This is a genomic window from Leifsonia sp. NCR5, assembly GCF_002105485.1.
Taxonomy (GTDB): Bacteria; Actinomycetota; Actinomycetes; order Actinomycetales; family Microbacteriaceae; genus Leifsonia.
Map to the genome: position 1 here is coordinate 157,376 of NZ_NCSR01000008.1, position 15,667 is coordinate 173,042.

At 70.2% G+C, this 15,667-nt stretch carries 14 protein-coding genes; all 14 read right to left on the reverse strand.

Translation table 11 applies throughout. The features are described from left to right. Positions 1-43: 43 nt before the first annotated feature. Entirely contained in the window at positions 44-643 is a 600-nt protein-coding gene (gene msuE, locus B7438_RS09125) for an FMN reductase (RefSeq protein WP_085369235.1), read from the reverse strand. Next, complete coding sequence (locus tag B7438_RS09130; protein ID WP_085369236.1) at positions 643-2,067, reverse strand: NtaA/DmoA family FMN-dependent monooxygenase; 1,425 nt, start codon at positions 2,065-2,067, stop codon at positions 643-645. The genes msuE and B7438_RS09130 overlap by 1 nt, the downstream gene beginning before the upstream one ends. A 5-nt stretch (positions 2,068-2,072) precedes the next feature. Then, the gene (locus tag B7438_RS20970) at positions 2,073-3,833 is read right to left on the reverse strand and encodes an ABC transporter ATP-binding protein (protein ID WP_085369237.1); all 1,761 of its coding nucleotides are present in this window, start codon (positions 3,831-3,833) and stop codon (positions 2,073-2,075) included. Next, the gene (locus tag B7438_RS09140) at positions 3,833-4,714 is read right to left on the reverse strand and encodes an ABC transporter permease (RefSeq protein WP_085369238.1); all 882 of its coding nucleotides are present in this window, start codon (positions 4,712-4,714) and stop codon (positions 3,833-3,835) included. The genes B7438_RS20970 and B7438_RS09140 overlap by 1 nt, the downstream gene beginning before the upstream one ends. After that, the gene (locus B7438_RS09145; RefSeq protein ID WP_085369239.1) at positions 4,711-5,751 is read right to left on the reverse strand and encodes an ABC transporter permease; all 1,041 of its coding nucleotides are present in this window, start codon (positions 5,749-5,751) and stop codon (positions 4,711-4,713) included. Before B7438_RS09145 ends, B7438_RS09140 begins: the two co-directional genes overlap by 4 nt. After that, positions 5,729-7,366, reverse strand: coding sequence for an ABC transporter substrate-binding protein (locus tag B7438_RS09150; RefSeq protein ID WP_085369240.1), 1,638 nt, complete (start codon positions 7,364-7,366; stop codon positions 5,729-5,731). The genes B7438_RS09145 and B7438_RS09150 overlap by 23 nt, the downstream gene beginning before the upstream one ends. Positions 7,367-7,509: 143 nt before the next feature. After that, positions 7,510-8,547, reverse strand: a complete 1,038-nt coding sequence (locus B7438_RS09155) for an LLM class flavin-dependent oxidoreductase (protein WP_085369241.1) — start codon at positions 8,545-8,547, stop codon at positions 7,510-7,512. A gap of 110 nt (positions 8,548-8,657) precedes the next feature. Next, positions 8,658-9,191, reverse strand: a complete 534-nt coding sequence (locus B7438_RS09160) for a hypothetical protein (RefSeq protein WP_085369242.1) — start codon at positions 9,189-9,191, stop codon at positions 8,658-8,660. 58 nt (positions 9,192-9,249) lie between these two features. Next, the gene (locus B7438_RS09165; RefSeq protein WP_085369243.1) at positions 9,250-11,106 is read right to left on the reverse strand and encodes a DUF4012 domain-containing protein; all 1,857 of its coding nucleotides are present in this window, start codon (positions 11,104-11,106) and stop codon (positions 9,250-9,252) included. 76 nt (positions 11,107-11,182) lie between these two features. Further along, positions 11,183-12,490: a UDP-glucose/GDP-mannose dehydrogenase family protein gene (locus B7438_RS09170; RefSeq protein ID WP_085369244.1), complete on the reverse strand. Its 1,308-nt coding sequence runs from the start codon at positions 12,488-12,490 to the stop codon at positions 11,183-11,185. A 39-nt stretch (positions 12,491-12,529) separates the two neighbouring features. After that, on the reverse strand, positions 12,530-13,201 hold the full coding sequence (locus B7438_RS09175) for a thymidine kinase (protein WP_085369245.1): 672 nt from the start codon (positions 13,199-13,201) through the stop codon (positions 12,530-12,532). Between the two features lie 30 nt (positions 13,202-13,231). After that, a complete protein-coding gene (locus B7438_RS09180; RefSeq protein WP_085369246.1) occupies positions 13,232-13,906 on the reverse strand; it encodes a DNA-binding response regulator in 675 nt (224 codons plus the stop codon). Further along, positions 13,903-15,117, reverse strand: coding sequence for a hypothetical protein (locus B7438_RS09185; protein WP_085369247.1), 1,215 nt, complete (start codon positions 15,115-15,117; stop codon positions 13,903-13,905). Before B7438_RS09185 ends, B7438_RS09180 begins: the two co-directional genes overlap by 4 nt. Next, positions 15,114-15,667 (reverse strand): sensor histidine kinase (locus B7438_RS09190; RefSeq protein ID WP_373270192.1); only part of this gene is annotated, 554 nt, incomplete at its 5' end. The genes B7438_RS09190 and B7438_RS09185, both read right to left, overlap by 4 nt.

The window sequence follows — 15,667 nt, forward strand, 5'->3', positions numbered from 1 at the left end:
ATTCGGGCGCAGTTTCTGGTATCTCGTGCGGCGCGGGGCGCGCCTAGAACGCGTCGGGGCGGGCGAAGTCGACCGTCAGCTCCTCCGCGTGCGGGTCGATGTGGGTGCGGATGTACGGCAGCGTCCTGGCGATGGAGGTGTCGATCCTGGCGCGCAGGTCGTCGGACGAGACGGCGTAGTCGGTGAAGTCGCGCTCGCTCGCGTAGATGCCGAGCGGCAGGGTGAGCGACTGGAAGAAGCCGAACAACGGCCGCATCTGGTGCTCCACCAGGAGGGCGTGACGTTCGCTGCCGCCGGTGGCGGTGAGCACGATCGGCTTGTCGACCAGCGCATACTGCCCGACGTGGTCGAAGAACAGCTTGAACAGGCCGGTGTACGTCGCCCGGTACGCCGGGGAGCCGACGACCACGATGTCGGCCGCCTCGACCGCTTCGAGCGCTGCGATCGCGTCGGGGCCGAGGCTGTTGCGGAACGGCCCGAGGCTCAGCTGGCCGAGCAGCGGGGCCAGCTCGACCGTGGTGGCCGTACCGCCCACCGCGGCGGCGAACGCCTCCGTCACCTCCCGCACGAGCACCGTCGTGCGCGAGGGATGCGTCGGGCTGCCGCTGACGCCGACCACCGAGATCCTGCGCTCGTCCGCCATCAGAACGACCCGACGTTCGCTGTGCCGAGCTGCAGCGGCCCGACCGGGTTGTCCAGGTTCGCTCCCCCACGGTAGCGGGCTCCGATGTGGTCGTCCGGCAGGCGGCTGTTCCCCGCGCCGAACAGCCGTTCGCGCAGCGTCCCGAGATGCGCACCCTCCTCGGGCAGACGGCCGCGCTTGCGCAGCTCCGGCACGACCAGTTCGGCGAAATCGCGGGCGGTGTCGAACGAGTGGTACTGGCGGAGGTTGATGCCGTCGAGGCCGTCCTCGTCGAGCCAGCGCTCGATCTCGTCCGCCACCGTCTTGGCGGTGCCGACCACCAGGAAGCGGTCGTCGCGGTTGCCTCCGATGAAGTCGAGCGCCTGGCCGACCGTCCTGTCCAGTGGGAGGAACGGGACGCGCTCTGCCGGGAACTCGGCCCGCAGCAGGGCCTCGCGCACGGTGATGTCGCGCGGGAACGCGGTGAGGTCGACGGGCAGGCTGCTGTGGGCGAGGATGCCGTCGAGGCTCGAGTGCTGCTGGTAGAGCCGCCACTTGTCCGCGGCCTCCTCCTCCGTGCGCCCGACGATCACCCCGGCCATCGCGATGAACTTGACCGCGTCCCTGCCCCGGCCGTGGCGCTCCGCCGCGTCGCGCATCCCGTCGGCGTTCCGGCGGAACTCCTCGCTGGTGCGGCCCCCGGTGAAGACGACCTCCGCGTGGCGGCCGGCGAACTCGATGCCGGCCGGCGACCCGGTCGCCTGGAACATCACGGGCGTCCGCTGGGGAGAGGGATGCACGATGTGCGGCCCAGCGACCGTGAAGCGGTCTCCGACGTGGTCGATGTAGCGCACCTTCGACGGGTCGGTGAAGATGCGGCGCTCGCGGTCGGCGACCACCGCGTCGTCGTCCCACGATCCCTCCCACAGCTTGTAGAGCACGTCCACGTATTCGTCGGCGTACTGGTAGCGAAGGTCGTGCGGCACCTCGCCGTCGAGCCCGAAGTTGTGGGCGGCGTTGGGCAGGTAGGAGGTGACGACGTTCCAGCCGACCCGCCCCTTGGTGAGGTGGTCGAGGGTGGACATGCGCCTGGCGAACGCGAACGGCGGCTCGTAGGTGGTCGAGAAGGTCACCCCGAAACCGAGGCGCTTGGTGACGGCGGCCATCGCGGGGATCACGAGCAGCGGGTCGATGTTGGGGCTCTGCAGGCCCTCGCGCAGCGCCGTCTCCGGGCCGCCGCGGAACACGTCGTACGCGCCGATCACGTCGGCGAGGAAGACGCCGTCGAAGCCGCCGTGCTCCAGGATCTGGGCGAGCTCCGTCCAGTAGTCGAGGTCGGCGAAGCGCTCCCTGTTGTTGCCGGGCAGCGGCCAGAGCCCGTGGGTGATATGGCTCACGCAGGCCATCTCGAACAGGTTGAGGAACAGCTGTTTGCGCTCTGGCATGGGTCTCAGGCGCCTTCCTGCGCGACGCGCGCGCTGTCGTTCTGCCGCCCGGCGAACGATGCCGGGTCGAATTCGGGGATCGCTGCGATCAAGTCTCGCGTGTACGGGTGCTGGGGGCGGAGGAATATGTCGTCAGGTTTCCCCTGCTCGACCACCACGCCGTCCTTCATCACGAGAACGCGGTCGCTCAGGTGGCTGATCACGCCGAGGTCGTGCGAGATGAACAGGTACGCGACGCCGGACTCGCGCTGCAGGGCGACCAGCAGGTCGAGGATCTGGGCCTGGATGGTCACATCAAGTGCAGAGACGGCCTCGTCGAGCACGATCACGGCCGGGCGGGGCGCGAGGGCGCGCGCGATGGCGACCCTCTGCCGCTGGCCGCCGGAGAGGCGCAGCGGGAACCGGCCGAGCACGTCGGCGGTGAGCCCGACCTGCCGCAGCAGCTCGACCAGGCGCGCCTTCCTCGCCGCGGCATCGGCGAACCGCTCGCCGCGGAGGGCGTCCAGCAGGATGCGCTCGACGTTCCAGCGCGGATCGAACGAGCTCAGCGGGTCCTGGTAGACCACGGAGATGCGACGCCGGAGCGTACGGCGCTTGCGCTCGCTCAGGCTCGACCACGCCTGACCGAGCAGGCGCACATCTCCCCCGTCGAGGCTTTCGAGCCCGAGGGCGAGCCTGGCCGTCGTGCTCTTGCCGGAGCCGGACTCCCCGACGATGCCGAGGGTCTCCCCCGCCGCGAGCGCGAACGAGACGCCGTCGACGGCGCGGGTGACCGTGCCGTCCGCCGTGTGGAACCGCTTGACCAGGTCGGTGGCCTGGAGCACGGGCGCCTCGGGGACGGGAGCATCCTGAGCCGCGCCGGCGACCGCATCCCGCACCTCGGGGAACGGCGGAGACGCCGGGCTCAGCGGGGTGCCCCGCGTGGCCTCGCTCGGCACCGCGGCGATGAGCGCCTTCGTATACTCGTGCTGCGGGGAGCCGAGCACTGATGCGATACTGCCCTGTTCGAGCACCTGGCCCCCGCGCATCACCAGGATGTGGTCGGCCAGGCGGGCGACGACGGACAGGTCGTGGCTGATCAGGATGACCGATGCGCCGCGCGCCTTCATCCGTTCGAGCTGGGCGAGCACCTGCGACTGCACCGTGACGTCGAGCGCCGTCGTCGGTTCGTCCGCGATCACGATGTCGGGGTCGAGGGCGATGGCGGTGGCGATCAGCGCGCGCTGGCGCAGCCCGCCGGAGAGCTGGTCCGGCCGCTGACGCGCCCGCACGGCGGGGAACGGCACACCGACCCGTTCGAGCAGGTCGAGCACACGCTGCTTCCTCGCCGCTCTGTCGCCCCAGCCGTGCAGCCGCAGCGCCTCTGCGATCTCCTGGCCGACCGGGCGCAGCGGGTCGAGCGAGACCAGCGCATCCTGCAGCACGAAGCCGATGTCCCTGCCCCGGATGCGCCTCCACTGACGCGGGGTGAACGACCGCACGTCCTCGTGGTGGATCTCGAGCACGTCGGCGTCGACGATCGCGTTGCGGCCGGCGAGACCGACGATCGACCGCGCGGTGACGCTCTTACCGGAGCCGGACTCGCCGACGATCGCGACGCACTGGCCGGGCAGCAGGTCGAACGAGACGCCGGACACGACCTGGCGCACGGCGCCGTCGATGCGGAACGCGGTGCTGAGGTTCTGGACGCGGAGCCGGGTGGCCGGCCAGTCCAGTTCGTCGACCACGCTGTCCGCGGCCGCTGGGCTCTCCTGGGTGACGCTCATCAGCGCTCTCCTTTCTCGAGACGGAGTTGGAGGTGGCGGCCGATCGTGGTCGCGGCGAGCGCCACGGCGACGATGACCAGTCCGGGGACCACCACGAGCCACCAGGCCTGGGTGATGTACGCGCGGCCCGCGTCGAGCAGGGCGCCCCACTCCGACGACGGAGGGGCGACGCCGAGGCCGAGGAACGACAGGCTGGACGCCCAGACGATCGACTGGCCGACGGAGAGGGCGAACACCGCGACCAGCGGGCGCAGCGCGTTCGGCAGGATGTGCGCGCGGATGATGCGCCAGCGCGAGTGCCCGAGGGCGGTCGCCGCCTCGACATAGCCGGAGTTCCTGGCGCCGAGGATCTGCCCGCGGATCATGCGCGCGTATCCGGGCGCCGTGCCGAGACCGACCGCGAAGATCTCGGTAGCGGCGGACGGTCCGGCGATGGCGATGAGCAGGAGCGCGAGCAGCAGGGCGGGGAAGGCGAACATGACCTCCACGAACCGGTCGACCACGACCGCGGCCGGCTTCGGGCCGAGCGCGGCGATCGAGCCGAGGATCAGTGCGGTGACGACGCCGACCGCCGCGGCGCCGAGGCCGATCAGCAGCGACTCCCTGGCGCCCCAGACCACGCGCGTGTAGAGGTCGCGGCCGGACTCGTCCGTGCCGAACCAGTGCGCGAACGACGGCGGCTTGAGCGCTGAGGCGTAGTCGATGGCGGTCGGCGCGTGCACCGTGAGCGCCTGCGGGGCGAAGGCGGCGACGGCGAGGAGCAGCGCGAAGGCGACCGCGACGTAGAGCCCCCACGGGCGCCGTGCGATGGCCGAGGCCGCCGCTCCGACACGGGATGCGCGGTTTCCGCTGCCGACGGAAGGTGTGCCGAGTGCTGTCATGACAGGTCCATCCGGGGATCGATGATGGTGTAGACGATGTCCACGAGCAGATTCGCCACCACGTAGACGACGGCCACGAGCGTGACGATGCCGACCACGACGGGCAGGTCCTGGTTGTTCACGGCCCCGACGAGCACCGAGCCGATGCCCGGCCGGGAGAAGATCGACTCGACGATGACGGCGCCGGACAGCGTCGCACCGAGCGCCCAGCCGGAGAGCGTGATCGCGGGGATGACCGCGTGCCGCAGAACGTGCCGCAACCGGATGCCCCACTCGCCCATCCCGCGCATCCTGGCCGACAGCACGAACGGCTGTTCGAGCGCCCGTTCGAACTCGGCCCTCGTGCTCTGCGCCATGAACCCGGCGAGCGGGATGGCGAGGGTGAGCGCGGGCAGGATCAGCCCGTTCACGCCGGTGCCGCCGATGATCGGGAACCAGCGCAGGCCGAGACCGAACACCAGCAGCAGGATGATGCCGAGCCAGTATGCGGGGAGCCCGGCCGCGACCACGTCGACGGTGGCGCCGAGCGCGCCGACGCGGGGGCCGCGACCGGCGGTGACGGTCACCCACACGATCATCAGCACCCAGGCGAAGACGATCGCTGTCAGCGACAGGGTCACGGTGGCGCCCAGCTGTTCGCCGATGATCGCGGTGACAGGGCGGTACTGCTGGTACGACGAGCCGAAGTCACCGGCCAGCAGGCCGCGCAGGTAGTCGAGGTACTGCACGATCACCGGGCGGTGCAGGCCGTACTGCTCGTTGATCTGCGCCAGCTCCGCCGGGGTGCGCTGCTGCGCCTGACCGGCCCGGATGTTCAGGATGGCCGTGGCCCTGTCGCCGGGGAGGGCGAGCTGGGCGAAGAACGCGACCGTGGCGGCGCCCCAGAGCACCACGACGGCGGACACGACCTTGCGGCCGACCGTGAACAACACGCGCCGGGTGCGGCGCGGTCGCCGCGGCTCCTCCCCGATCGGGGAGGAGGCCGCGACGGCCGGCGAGACCTGGACGGTCTCGCTACTTGGTGAGGTATGCGTCATAGAACGTCGGTCCTCCCTGTGCGTGCTCCTGCCAGACGCCCTTGAGCTTCGTCGAGACCGCGAGGGTGCTGAGCCTGTCGTAGACGCCGATGGAGAGCGCGTGCTCTGCGATGTAGTCCTGCGCCTTCTCGTATGAGGCGTTCTGCGCATCCACGGTCGCTGCGGAGTTGCCGTCGAGGATGTACTGCGCGAGCGTCTGGTCGTTGTAGAAGGCGGAGTTGGCGTAGTTGGGGTCGTCGGCGGTGGACGGGCGCCAGTTGATGTAGAGGATGCCCGCGGTCACGGCGGTCCAGTAGCCGACGCTCAGGTCGTGGTCGTCGGGCGTCGAGTACTTCCCGGCGAAGAACTCGCTCTGCGGCACGGGGATGAGCTGCACGTCGAAGCCGACCTTCGACGCCTGCTCCTTCACGCCCTGCAGAATGGCGGCGCCGTCGGAGTTGATGATCGAGCCTGCGCCGTACGGCAGGATCACGCTGAGCGCTTTGCCGTCCTTGACGCGGACGCCCTTGCTGTTCTTCTGCGACCAGCCGGCCGCATCCAGCAGCGCGTTCGCCTTCGCGGTGTCCTGGTGGTACCAGTTCGCGGCCTTCTCGCTGTATCCCGGGGTCGCCTGGCTCACGCCGCCGTTGCCCTCGACCGGGATGACGCCCTGGCCGATGGTGTCGACGATCTGCTTGCGGTCGAGGCTGTACGCGAACGCCTGGCGCACCTTCTCGTCGGTGAACGGACCCTTCTGAGTGTTGAACGAGATCTGCTGCGGGCGGCCGGGGGTGACGTACTTCTCCAGCTGGTATCCGCCCTCCTTGAGCGTCTTCCACTGGATGGCCGGCACGTCGTAGATCGCGTCGACCTGCCCGCTCTGCAGCGCGGCGACGCGCGTCGTCGGGTCCGCCACGAACTTCCAGTCGACCTCGTCGACGTAGGCCGGGCCGGTGTGCTTCGCGTTGGCCGGCCAGGACGTGTAGTTCGCGTTGCGGGTGAGGACGATGTCCTGCCCGCGGTTCCACTTCTTCACCACGAACGCGCCGGAGCCGATCGGCGCCTCGCAGTTCTGCTCCTTGGTGCGGGTCTCCAGCGCGTGCTGCGACTGGATGCCGAAGTAGCCCTGGCTGAGGTTGTCCGCCAGCCGCGGGTACGGCTTCGAGAGGTTCACCTGCAGGGTCTGGTCGTCGACCGCCTTCGCGGACGAGTAGTAGCCGTTCAGCCAGACCTTGGCCGTGCTGTTGCCGCCCTTGACCCAGTAGTCGAAGTTGTACGCGACGGCGGCGGCGGTCACCGGGGTGCCGTCGGTGAACGTCACGCCCTTCTTGAGCGTGAAGGTCCAGGTGAGGCCGTCGTCCGACTGCTTCCAGGCGGTGGCGAGCCAGGGGACGACCTTGTGGTCCGCATCCAGCGAGGTGAGGTTGTCGAGCACCTGGTACGAGAGGTATGCCTGCTCGATCCAGCCGCCGAACACGCACGCCGGCTCCTGCTGGTGGGCGTAGACGATGGTGCCGCCGGTGACCTTCTCACCGGTGGAGGCTGTGGACGAACCGGCGCACGCGGTCAGCGCCAGGGCGCTGGAGAGCGCGAGAGCGGTGGCTGCGATGGCGGTGCGGAGGGTGCGCGAACGCATGGGGGGACTCCTCGGGGGTGCACGGACGGGTGATGTCCGACCACGCTAGAGAAGCCGTTCAGGATGCGCAGCAACCGGTGCGACGGATAGCGCAACACTGTGTCATTCGTCGACATGTGCTGGCGCAGCGCCGCCGAGGAGCGCTACCCTGCCGAGCCTCCGAGCACGTCCCGCACGATCTCCAGCGACCGGATGCGCCCATCCACGGTCGCAGCGCCGGACGCGATCGTCAGCTCGTCGGCCCCGGTGGAGGCGAGCAGCGCTTCGAGCCGAGTCTTGACCTCCTGCGGGGTGCCGACCGCCTGCCTGGCGTTCCTGGCGGCGATGAACTCCTCTTCGAGCGGGCTGAACTCGTAGGCCAGCGCCTCCTCGATGCTGACCGGCTGCGGCTTGGCTCCCATGCGCATCCGGAGGAAGGACAGCTGGCCGGGGAGCGACAGGGCGCGCACCACCTCGGGGTCGTCGTCGGAGACCACGTTGACGGCGATCATCGTGTGCGGCTCCCGGAGCGATTCGCTCGGCTCGAACCGCGAGCGGTAGAGGTCGAGCGCCTCCTCGGTGTGGTCGCCGGCGAAGTGGTGCGCGAACGCGAACGGCAGCCCGAGGGCGGCGGCGACCTGCGCGCTGAAGCCGCTCGATCCGAGCAGCCAGATCTGCGGGGCGTCGCCGAGGCCGGGCACCGCGATGATGCTGTGCAGCGGGTTCGCGTCGCTCATGCCGCCGGTGAAGAAGCCGATCAGGTCGAGCAGCTGCTGCGGGAAGTCGTCGACGCCGAGACCTTCTGTGCTGCGGCGGAGGGCCATCGCCGTCGCCCCGTCCGTTCCCGGCGCGCGGCCGATGCCGAGGTCGATCCGGTCGCCGTAGAGCGCGCGGAGCGTCCCGAACTGTTCGGCGACGACGAGCGGCGCGTGGTTCGGCAGCATCACGCCGCCGCTGCCGACCCGGATGCGCGAGGTCGCGGCCGCGATCCCCGCGATGAGCACGGCCGGCGCGCTGGAGGCGATGGCCGGCATCCCGTGGTGCTCGGCCACCCAGAAGCGCTGGTAGCCCAGCTCCTCCGCGGCCTGCGCGAGCCGGACGCTGCCCGCCACGGCGTCCGCGTTCGTGCCCCCGTACGGCCGGTTGGCCAGATCGAGGACGTTGAGCGGGACGGGTGCTGGTGCAGGGCTTGGCGTGGTCACGTGGAAGTCAACCGCCGCCGCGGTGCTGCGATTCCCCCAGGCGGGAAGTTTCCCGTTCGAGAGAAAGGGTGCGGCTCACCTCGTTGTGAGCCGCACCCGTTCCGCTGCGATCAGGACTGGCTCGCCCTGCGGCGTGCCGCCGCGATGAGCGAGAGCACGATCAGGCCGACGACCACCAGTGCTCCGCCGATCCAGGCGAAGTACCAGCCGATGGTCGAGCCCGTGGAGGCGAGACCGGTCGAGCTGGAGCTCGTGGTGGATGCGGGAGCGTCGGCGGGGAGCACCGTGACGGTCACTGCGGAGGCGGCCTGGCTCGTTGAGCCGGTCGCCGTGACGGTGTACGCGCCGCTCGCATCCTGCGGGACGGTGACCTCGACCTGCGAGCCGCCCTGGGGGGTGGCCGTGGGGTCCGAGCTGAGGGTGGCCTGGGACGCGTCCTTGCCGGAGACGACGTACTGGACGCCCTCGGACGGCTTGAACGTGCCGGGCGCGCAGGTCATCGTGCTCGTGCCACCGGCTGCGACGGTGGTGGGGCTGATGCTGCAGTCGCCGCCGTGGGTGTACGGGACGGCGTTGGCGGCGGCTGGTGCCGCGAGGGCGATCGCAGCGCCGATGATCAGCGCTGCCAGAACTTTCTTGGACATTCGGGGAGCCTTTCGGGGAGGCCTATCAGTGCACGGGTACGTCAAACTTGACGTTTCCTCACTTTACCGTCGTGCCGCAGTCCAGGGCAACGACCGACACCTTTCCGGATGCCCCCACATCGGGGGACGTCCGCGGCAGCGTCGGTGTGACTTCCACATCCATTCCGGGCTCCGTCTGCTTCACATTCAGCAGGTCGACACTGACCGTCTTCGACTCCCCGGGAGCCAGCTCGACCGTGAAGACGCTCACCGGCCGCTTCTCGTCCGTGCCGGAAATGGTCGCGTACGGAGCCCCGTCGCTGGTGGTCGAGACGAGCAGGCCATCCGTCGCTCCGTACACGGCGACGCGTGTGCGGATGTTGCCGGGCGGCACCCCGTATGTTCCTGCGCCGGTGACATAGTCGGGCAGCGTCGTGCCGGCGTCAGCCGGGGCCTTGTTGGTGAGCGTGACGGTGATCCTGCTCGTCGGCTTGCCGTCCACCCGGCAGATCGCCGTGCCCGCCTCGACCTTGGCGGTGAGGTAGTAGTCCATCTTGGCGCCGGTGGCGTCGTTGAAATACACGCCGAGACCGGCGGTCGACGCGTCGGATGCGGGAAGCGCGCCGGACAGCGTCGTCGGTGCCAGCACCTTCTGCTCCTCCGGATGCGCGCTCCACACCAGCAGACGCCGCTGCGCTCCGGCGTTCGCGAGCGCCTTCACCAGCTCGCCGCCGTCCGCCTTGCCGGAGGCGACGCTGTCGAAGACGGCGGTCGCGGCCGAGGCGAAGTACGCATCCTGCTGCTCGGGCAGCGCGAACTTCTTGTAGCTCTCGCTCAGCAGCAGCGGGATGGCGTCCGCCGCGGTGAGCATATCGCCCGTCGGCAGCGCGACGGGTCCCGTCGCTTTGAGCAGCCCGGTGAGCACGACGGGGTCGATCGTGAGCACGCCGTCCACCGCCCCTCCGTGGGTCTCCTTCCACATCGTGGCCGCCGTGGTGGCCGCGAGCGGGAAGTGCGGCGTGAGGTTCACATCCTGGATGAACCGGGCGAGCAGCGGGCCGTACAGCCCCTGGGTGGACGCCGGGATCGCGGACACCGGAGCCGGCCACGGGCCGATGCTCGTTCCGGAGGACTGCGCTTCGAGCGAGATCGCGCCGTTGTCGGCCTTGATGAGGGCGAGCGCGCCGACGAGACCGCCGGTCGCGCGCAGCTCCGCCGGGTTCTGCACGAGCACGAGGTAGGTGCGCGGCCCGTCCGCCCCGAGCATCGGGGGCAGCAGACGGGCACTGTTGCCCACCGCATCCACGACGGTCGCCGCCTTGCCGAGCTGGGTGCGCAGCCGGTCGACCGCGCTGGTCACCTGAGGGATGGTGCCCTCGGTGTCGATGCCGTCCACCTCGGTCTTGGCGTGGTGGAAGGCGAGCTGCGCCTTCACCACCACCGGCCTGGCTGCGGCGATCGGCGCGAGGTCGATCTTCTTGTCCACCGGCTTGATCGCGCGAGGGTCGACCTGGTTCGCGATCCCGACCAGCGGGTCGATCACCTCGGAGGCGAGCTGGTCGGTGGAGGCGGCGGAGACGCGCACAGCCGTGAGGTTCGAGCCGAGCAGCGGCACCAGCTCCGCGACGCGCCAGACGGGGTCGCCGGTCAGGGAGGCCGCCTCCGCCGCGTGCGTGCGCAGGGTCTTCGCCGCGGTCTTGGCCGTGGCGATGTCGCCGGCGACCACAGCGGTCTGCACCTGCTTGGCCGCGGGAAGCGCCGACTCCAACTCGTTCTTCGCCAGCAGCCCCCGGATGCTCACCCATGCGCCGACGAGCAGCAGCACGAACACGACGGCGGCCACGATCCAGAGGATCATCCTGCGCCTCGCGGGGTTCTTCTGCGGGCGCGGCGGAGCCCCGGCCGGGGTGTACGGGGTGCTGCCAGACGTCGCCATACGACTAATCTAACAATTCCTCACTTTTTGCGGAGGGTTTCTTCCCACCCAGAACCGGGGGTATTTCCGGATGCGGTCAGCGACCGAGTCCGCGGTACGTCCATCCGGCGTCCCGCCAGGCTGCGGGGTCGAGGCAGTTCCTGCCGTCGATGATGCTGCGACGCGCGACCAGCTCGCCGATCGCAGCGGGGTCGAGGCCGGTGAACTGCGGCCACTCGGTGAGCAGCACCACCACGTCGGCGTCGCGCACCGCCTCCTCGGCGGACGCGGCGTACGTCAGCTGCGGGGCCTTGCCCGCCGCGCTCTCCAGCGCCTCAGGATCGGTGGCCGTCACGACGGCCCGCGCCTCCGCGAGCCGCATCGCCACGTCGAGCGCCGGGGAGTCCCGGATGTCGTCCGAGTGCGGCTTGAAGGCGAGCCCGAGCATCGCGACGCGGGCTCCCTCGAGGTCGCCCACCTCCTCGCGCACCAGCTCGACCACGCGCTCGCGGCGTCGCAGGTTGATCTTGTCCACCTCGGTGAGGAAGGCCAGCGCCTCCCCCTTGCCGAGCTCCCGCGCCCGGGCGCTGAACGCCCGGATGTCCTTGGGCAGGCAGCCGCCGCCGAAGCCGACGCCGGCGTTCAGGAAGCGACGGCCGATCCGCGCGTCGTGGCCGATCGCGTCGGCCAGCTGGGTCACGTCCGCTCCTGTGGCCTCCGCGATCTCCGCCATCGCGTTGATGAAGCTGATCTTGGTGGCCAGGAACGCGTTCGCCGAAACCTTCACGAGCTCGGCCGTGGCGTAGTCGGTGACGATCACCGGCGTGCCGGTGGCGACCGCCGAGGCGTAGACCTCGTCCAGGATGCGCGCTGCGCGCTCCCCCGCCTCGCCGGCCGGGACGCCGTAGACGAGCCGGTCGGGGGCGATCGTGTCCTTCACGGCGAAGCCTTCTCGCAGGAACTCCGGGTTCCACGCGAGCGTCGCGCCCGGCACGGTCGACTCGACCTGCTCGGCCAGCCGCGCCGCCGTCCCGACGGGCACGGTGCTCTTGCCGACGAGGACATCCCCGGGCTTCGCGTGCTTCAGCAGGGTGCTGAACGCCGCATCCACGTAGCGCATGTCCGCGGCGTCTCCGTCGGCCACCTGCGGGGTGCCGACCGCGACGAAGTGCACGTCGGCGTCCGCCGCAGCGGCGAAGTCGGTGGTGAACCGCAGACGACCGGATGCGATCGAGGAGGCGAGCACGTCGGGCAGGCCGGGCTCGAAGAACGGCGCCTGGCCGGAGGACAGCAGGGCGATCTTGCGTTCGTCGACGTCGATGCCGACGACCTCGTGGCCGAGGTGTGCCATGGAGGCGGCGTGCACCGCACCGAGATAGCCGCAGCCGATCACGGAGATTCTCATGCTGAAGTCGTTTCTTCCGGGGAGCGGGTGCTCGGACGATCAGGTGAAGTCGGGGTCGGGCTCGTCAGTGTACGCGGCGGCGTCGAGTGGCCAGTGCCTGCGGCCGTTGTTGAGCACGCCCTGGCTCTCCTGCAGGTAGCAGGCTCCGCAGAGCGACTCGTAGCTGACGGATGCGCCGTCGATCGCGACCTGGTCGCCGTCGAAGACGAAGATCCCGTCGATCTTGCGCGCGTTGAAGATGGCTTTCCTGCCGCAGCGGCAGATCGTCTTGAGCTCTTCGAGGGTGTGCGCGATCTCGAGGAGCCGCCTGCTGCCGGGAAAGGCGACGGTCTGGAAGTCGGTGCGGATGCCGTACGCCAGCACCGGGATGTTCTCGAGCAGCGCGATCCGGAGCAGGTCGTCGATCTGCGCCTCCGTCAGGAACTGCGCCTCGTCGACGAGGAGGGCGCTCACATCGCGGTCGAACCGCTTGATCGTGCGCTCCCTGTGCTGCTGAAACTTGCCGTACGCGTCGGACTCCGGCGCCAGCAGGTAGTCGACGTCGCGGGTCACCCCGAGTCGCGACAGGATGCCCATGTCGCCCTTGGTGTCGATCGACGGCTTCGTGAGCAGCACGCGATGACCGCGCTCCTCGTAGTTGTAGGCCGCTTGGAGCATCGCCGTGCTCTTACCGCTGTTCATCGCGCCGTAGCGGAAATACAGTTTTGCCACGCACCGATCCTAGGGGGTGCCGCCCGAACGTCAGGTCAGGTAGCCGTCCTCGGCGGCGCGCCGGATCAGATCGGCGCGGGAACTGGTGGGCCTCCCCGCCTTGCCGTACTTCTCCCTCACCCTGCGCAGGTAGGTCTTCGCGGTCTCGTATTGCACGTTCATCGCCTTGGCGACCTCGGAGGTGGTCCTGCCGTCGGCATAGAGCGTGAGCGCCTGCCGCTCTCCGTCGCTGAGCCGCGGTCGCGCGGACTCCGGGATGCTCGGCTTCGGTCGCCACGCCGGTTCCTGCTGCGCGGTCTTCTGCGTGTCGTCCGTGCCACGGCCCATCGCACTGAGGGCGGCCTCGAGCACCTCGGACATCGGCTGGGTCTTGCTCAGGTATGCGACGGCGCCGGCGGCGAGCGCCGCATCCCGGTCTTCGGCGGTGTCGACGGCGCTGAGCACGATCACCTTCGCCCCCGCCGCCCGGCAGGTGCGCACGCGTGCGCCGATGGAGATGGTCTCCCGCAGTTGCAGGTCCATGATGACCAGATCGGTGGGGAACTGGTCGCTGTGCACGAGTTCGAGCCAGCTGCTGGCCCGCAGCACCAGGTCGAGGTCGGGGGCGTTCTTCTCGATCCACGACGAGAGGCTGTCGAGCAGCAGTTCGTGGTCGTCGAGCAGCGCCAGGCGGATCGGCGGTGGCGGAGTGGATGCGCTGGTCACCTGTTCTCCCCTTCCGGGTCGGCGAAACGGATCGTGATGTTCTGGCCCCGGCTGCGCATGGACGCATCCATCGACACCGAGCGCAGGGAGCTGAGCAGTGCGGCGACGGCCCTCCGCTGGTCGCGCGGAATCTGCCCGGCCGCCGCGGTCAGCTCGAACGCCGGATGCTCCGGGTTGCTCGCGACGATGCGCACGGACGCCGGGTCGAGCCCCGGCAGCGCCGCGACGGTCGCGATGATGGCGCCGACGATCGCCCGCTGCTCGTCACTGAGCACCCTGTCGAGCCGCTCAGGGTCGTCGACCATCCGGAGGGTGCGCGTCGTGCGCTGGTCGAGTCCGCGCTGGGCGAGCGCGTGGGAGAGGCGTTCGGCGAGCCAGGTGCGGTCGACGGCGGTGACGGTCCCGTCGCGCAACCGGATGGCGAGCTCGCGTGCCTCAGCGGTGTCCGCCTGCGTGATCTCGCCACGCCGCAGCAGGTCGGCGAGGAACGGCACGGTCGACTCGTTCAGCGTGGACATCTGCTCCTGCCCCACCATGCGCCTGGCGGTTTCGCGCAGCTCGGTGTCGAGCTCGGCCTGCCCGCGCTTGGCGACCTGCCGCCAGGCCAGCGTCTCGCCCGTCATCGTCCAGGCGTACCCGCACCCTCCCAACGCGAGCGCGACGATCGGCGTCGCGGACACGGTGAAGTACACGACGGGACTCGTGACCAGCGCGAGCGAGGGCCCTTGCAGCGCCGAGGAGAGCCCGAGTGCGAACGCGGAGACGATGGCGACCCCCATCACCTCGGAGATCGGCCGGTACAACGGCATCGCGATCAGGAACAGGGCGACGGCGATCTGCCCCCAGTCGTCCTGGATGCGCAGGTTGCGTCCCCACGACGCCGCCGTGAACGCGAGGGCTGCGATCAGCGTCACCGCCATCACGGAGAGGTGCGCGCCGCGTCCGAACGGAGCGAGGGCCGGATGCGCGCGCACGGAGAACGCGATGCCGGCGAGGACGAGCAGCACAATGGCGGAGTACGCGAGCGCGGGGTCGCGCAGCTGGTGGGCGTGCTGGACGGTGGAGTAGACGGCGTACCCGACGGCCACCACGCAGAGCAGCGGGACGAGCATCCACGCCGATTGCACGCCGAGCGGGTCGAGCCGCTGCGGGGTGCGTTCGAACGACCCGGATCGCAGCCGCACGATGGTGGCGTCGTCGAGCGCGGTCATCCCGCCGCCTCCTCGTCGCCGGCCGGGACGACGATGAGCACGGTGGTGCCGACGTCCTCGCTCGAGTAGATGGTCACGGCGCCGCCGACGCGTCCGATCCTGTCGTGCACGGACTGCCGCAACCCGAGTCTGTCCGCCGCAGCAGCCGACGGCACGAATCCATGCCCCTCGTCCACCACCATGACGGAAACCGAGTCGCCCGACGACGACAGCGTCACCTCAGCGGTCGCGCTCCCGGAGTGCCGCACCACGTTGACGAGGCACTGCCGCACGGCCAGCCCGACGGCCCGCCTGCGCTCCTCCGACAGCCGGCCGATCACATCCCGGTCGCCGGAGATGCTCACCGCCAGCCCTTCGTCGCGGGCGGACTCGACCGCCCGGTGCAACTCGCTGCCGAGCCACACGTCCCCGGTCGTGCCGTCACCCCGTGGATGCGCGTGATGCGCCTCGAGGCCACCCCCGCCCGCGAGCGAGTCGCCTCCCTGGCTCGCGCTACCTGCGCCGCTCGTGTCGCTCGCGCCGTCGCCACGCTCCCCTGCCTCGGGACCGC

Excerpts from the sequence above, each read along its gene's own strand:
- B7438_RS09130 (WP_085369236.1), bottom strand. The coding sequence starts at position 2,067 with ATGCCAGAGCGCAAACAGCTGTTCCTCAACCTGTTCGAGATGGCCTGC.
- B7438_RS09145 (WP_085369239.1), bottom strand. The coding sequence starts at position 5,751 with ATGACGCATACCTCACCAAGTAGCGAGACCGTCCAGGTCTCGCCGGCC.
- B7438_RS09150 (WP_085369240.1), bottom strand. The coding sequence starts at position 7,366 with ATGCGTTCGCGCACCCTCCGCACCGCCATCGCAGCCACCGCTCTCGCG.
- B7438_RS09140 (WP_085369238.1), bottom strand. The coding sequence starts at position 4,714 with ATGACAGCACTCGGCACACCTTCCGTCGGCAGCGGAAACCGCGCATCC.
- B7438_RS09170 (WP_085369244.1), bottom strand. The coding sequence starts at position 12,490 with ATGAGAATCTCCGTGATCGGCTGCGGCTATCTCGGTGCGGTGCACGCC.
- B7438_RS09185 (WP_085369247.1), bottom strand. The coding sequence starts at position 15,117 with ATGACCGCGCTCGACGACGCCACCATCGTGCGGCTGCGATCCGGGTCG.
- msuE (WP_085369235.1), bottom strand. The coding sequence starts at position 643 with ATGGCGGACGAGCGCAGGATCTCGGTGGTCGGCGTCAGCGGCAGCCCG.
- B7438_RS09165 (WP_085369243.1), bottom strand. The coding sequence starts at position 11,106 with ATGGCGACGTCTGGCAGCACCCCGTACACCCCGGCCGGGGCTCCGCCG.
- B7438_RS20970 (WP_085369237.1), bottom strand. The coding sequence starts at position 3,833 with ATGAGCGTCACCCAGGAGAGCCCAGCGGCCGCGGACAGCGTGGTCGAC.
- B7438_RS09160 (WP_085369242.1), bottom strand. The coding sequence starts at position 9,191 with ATGTCCAAGAAAGTTCTGGCAGCGCTGATCATCGGCGCTGCGATCGCC.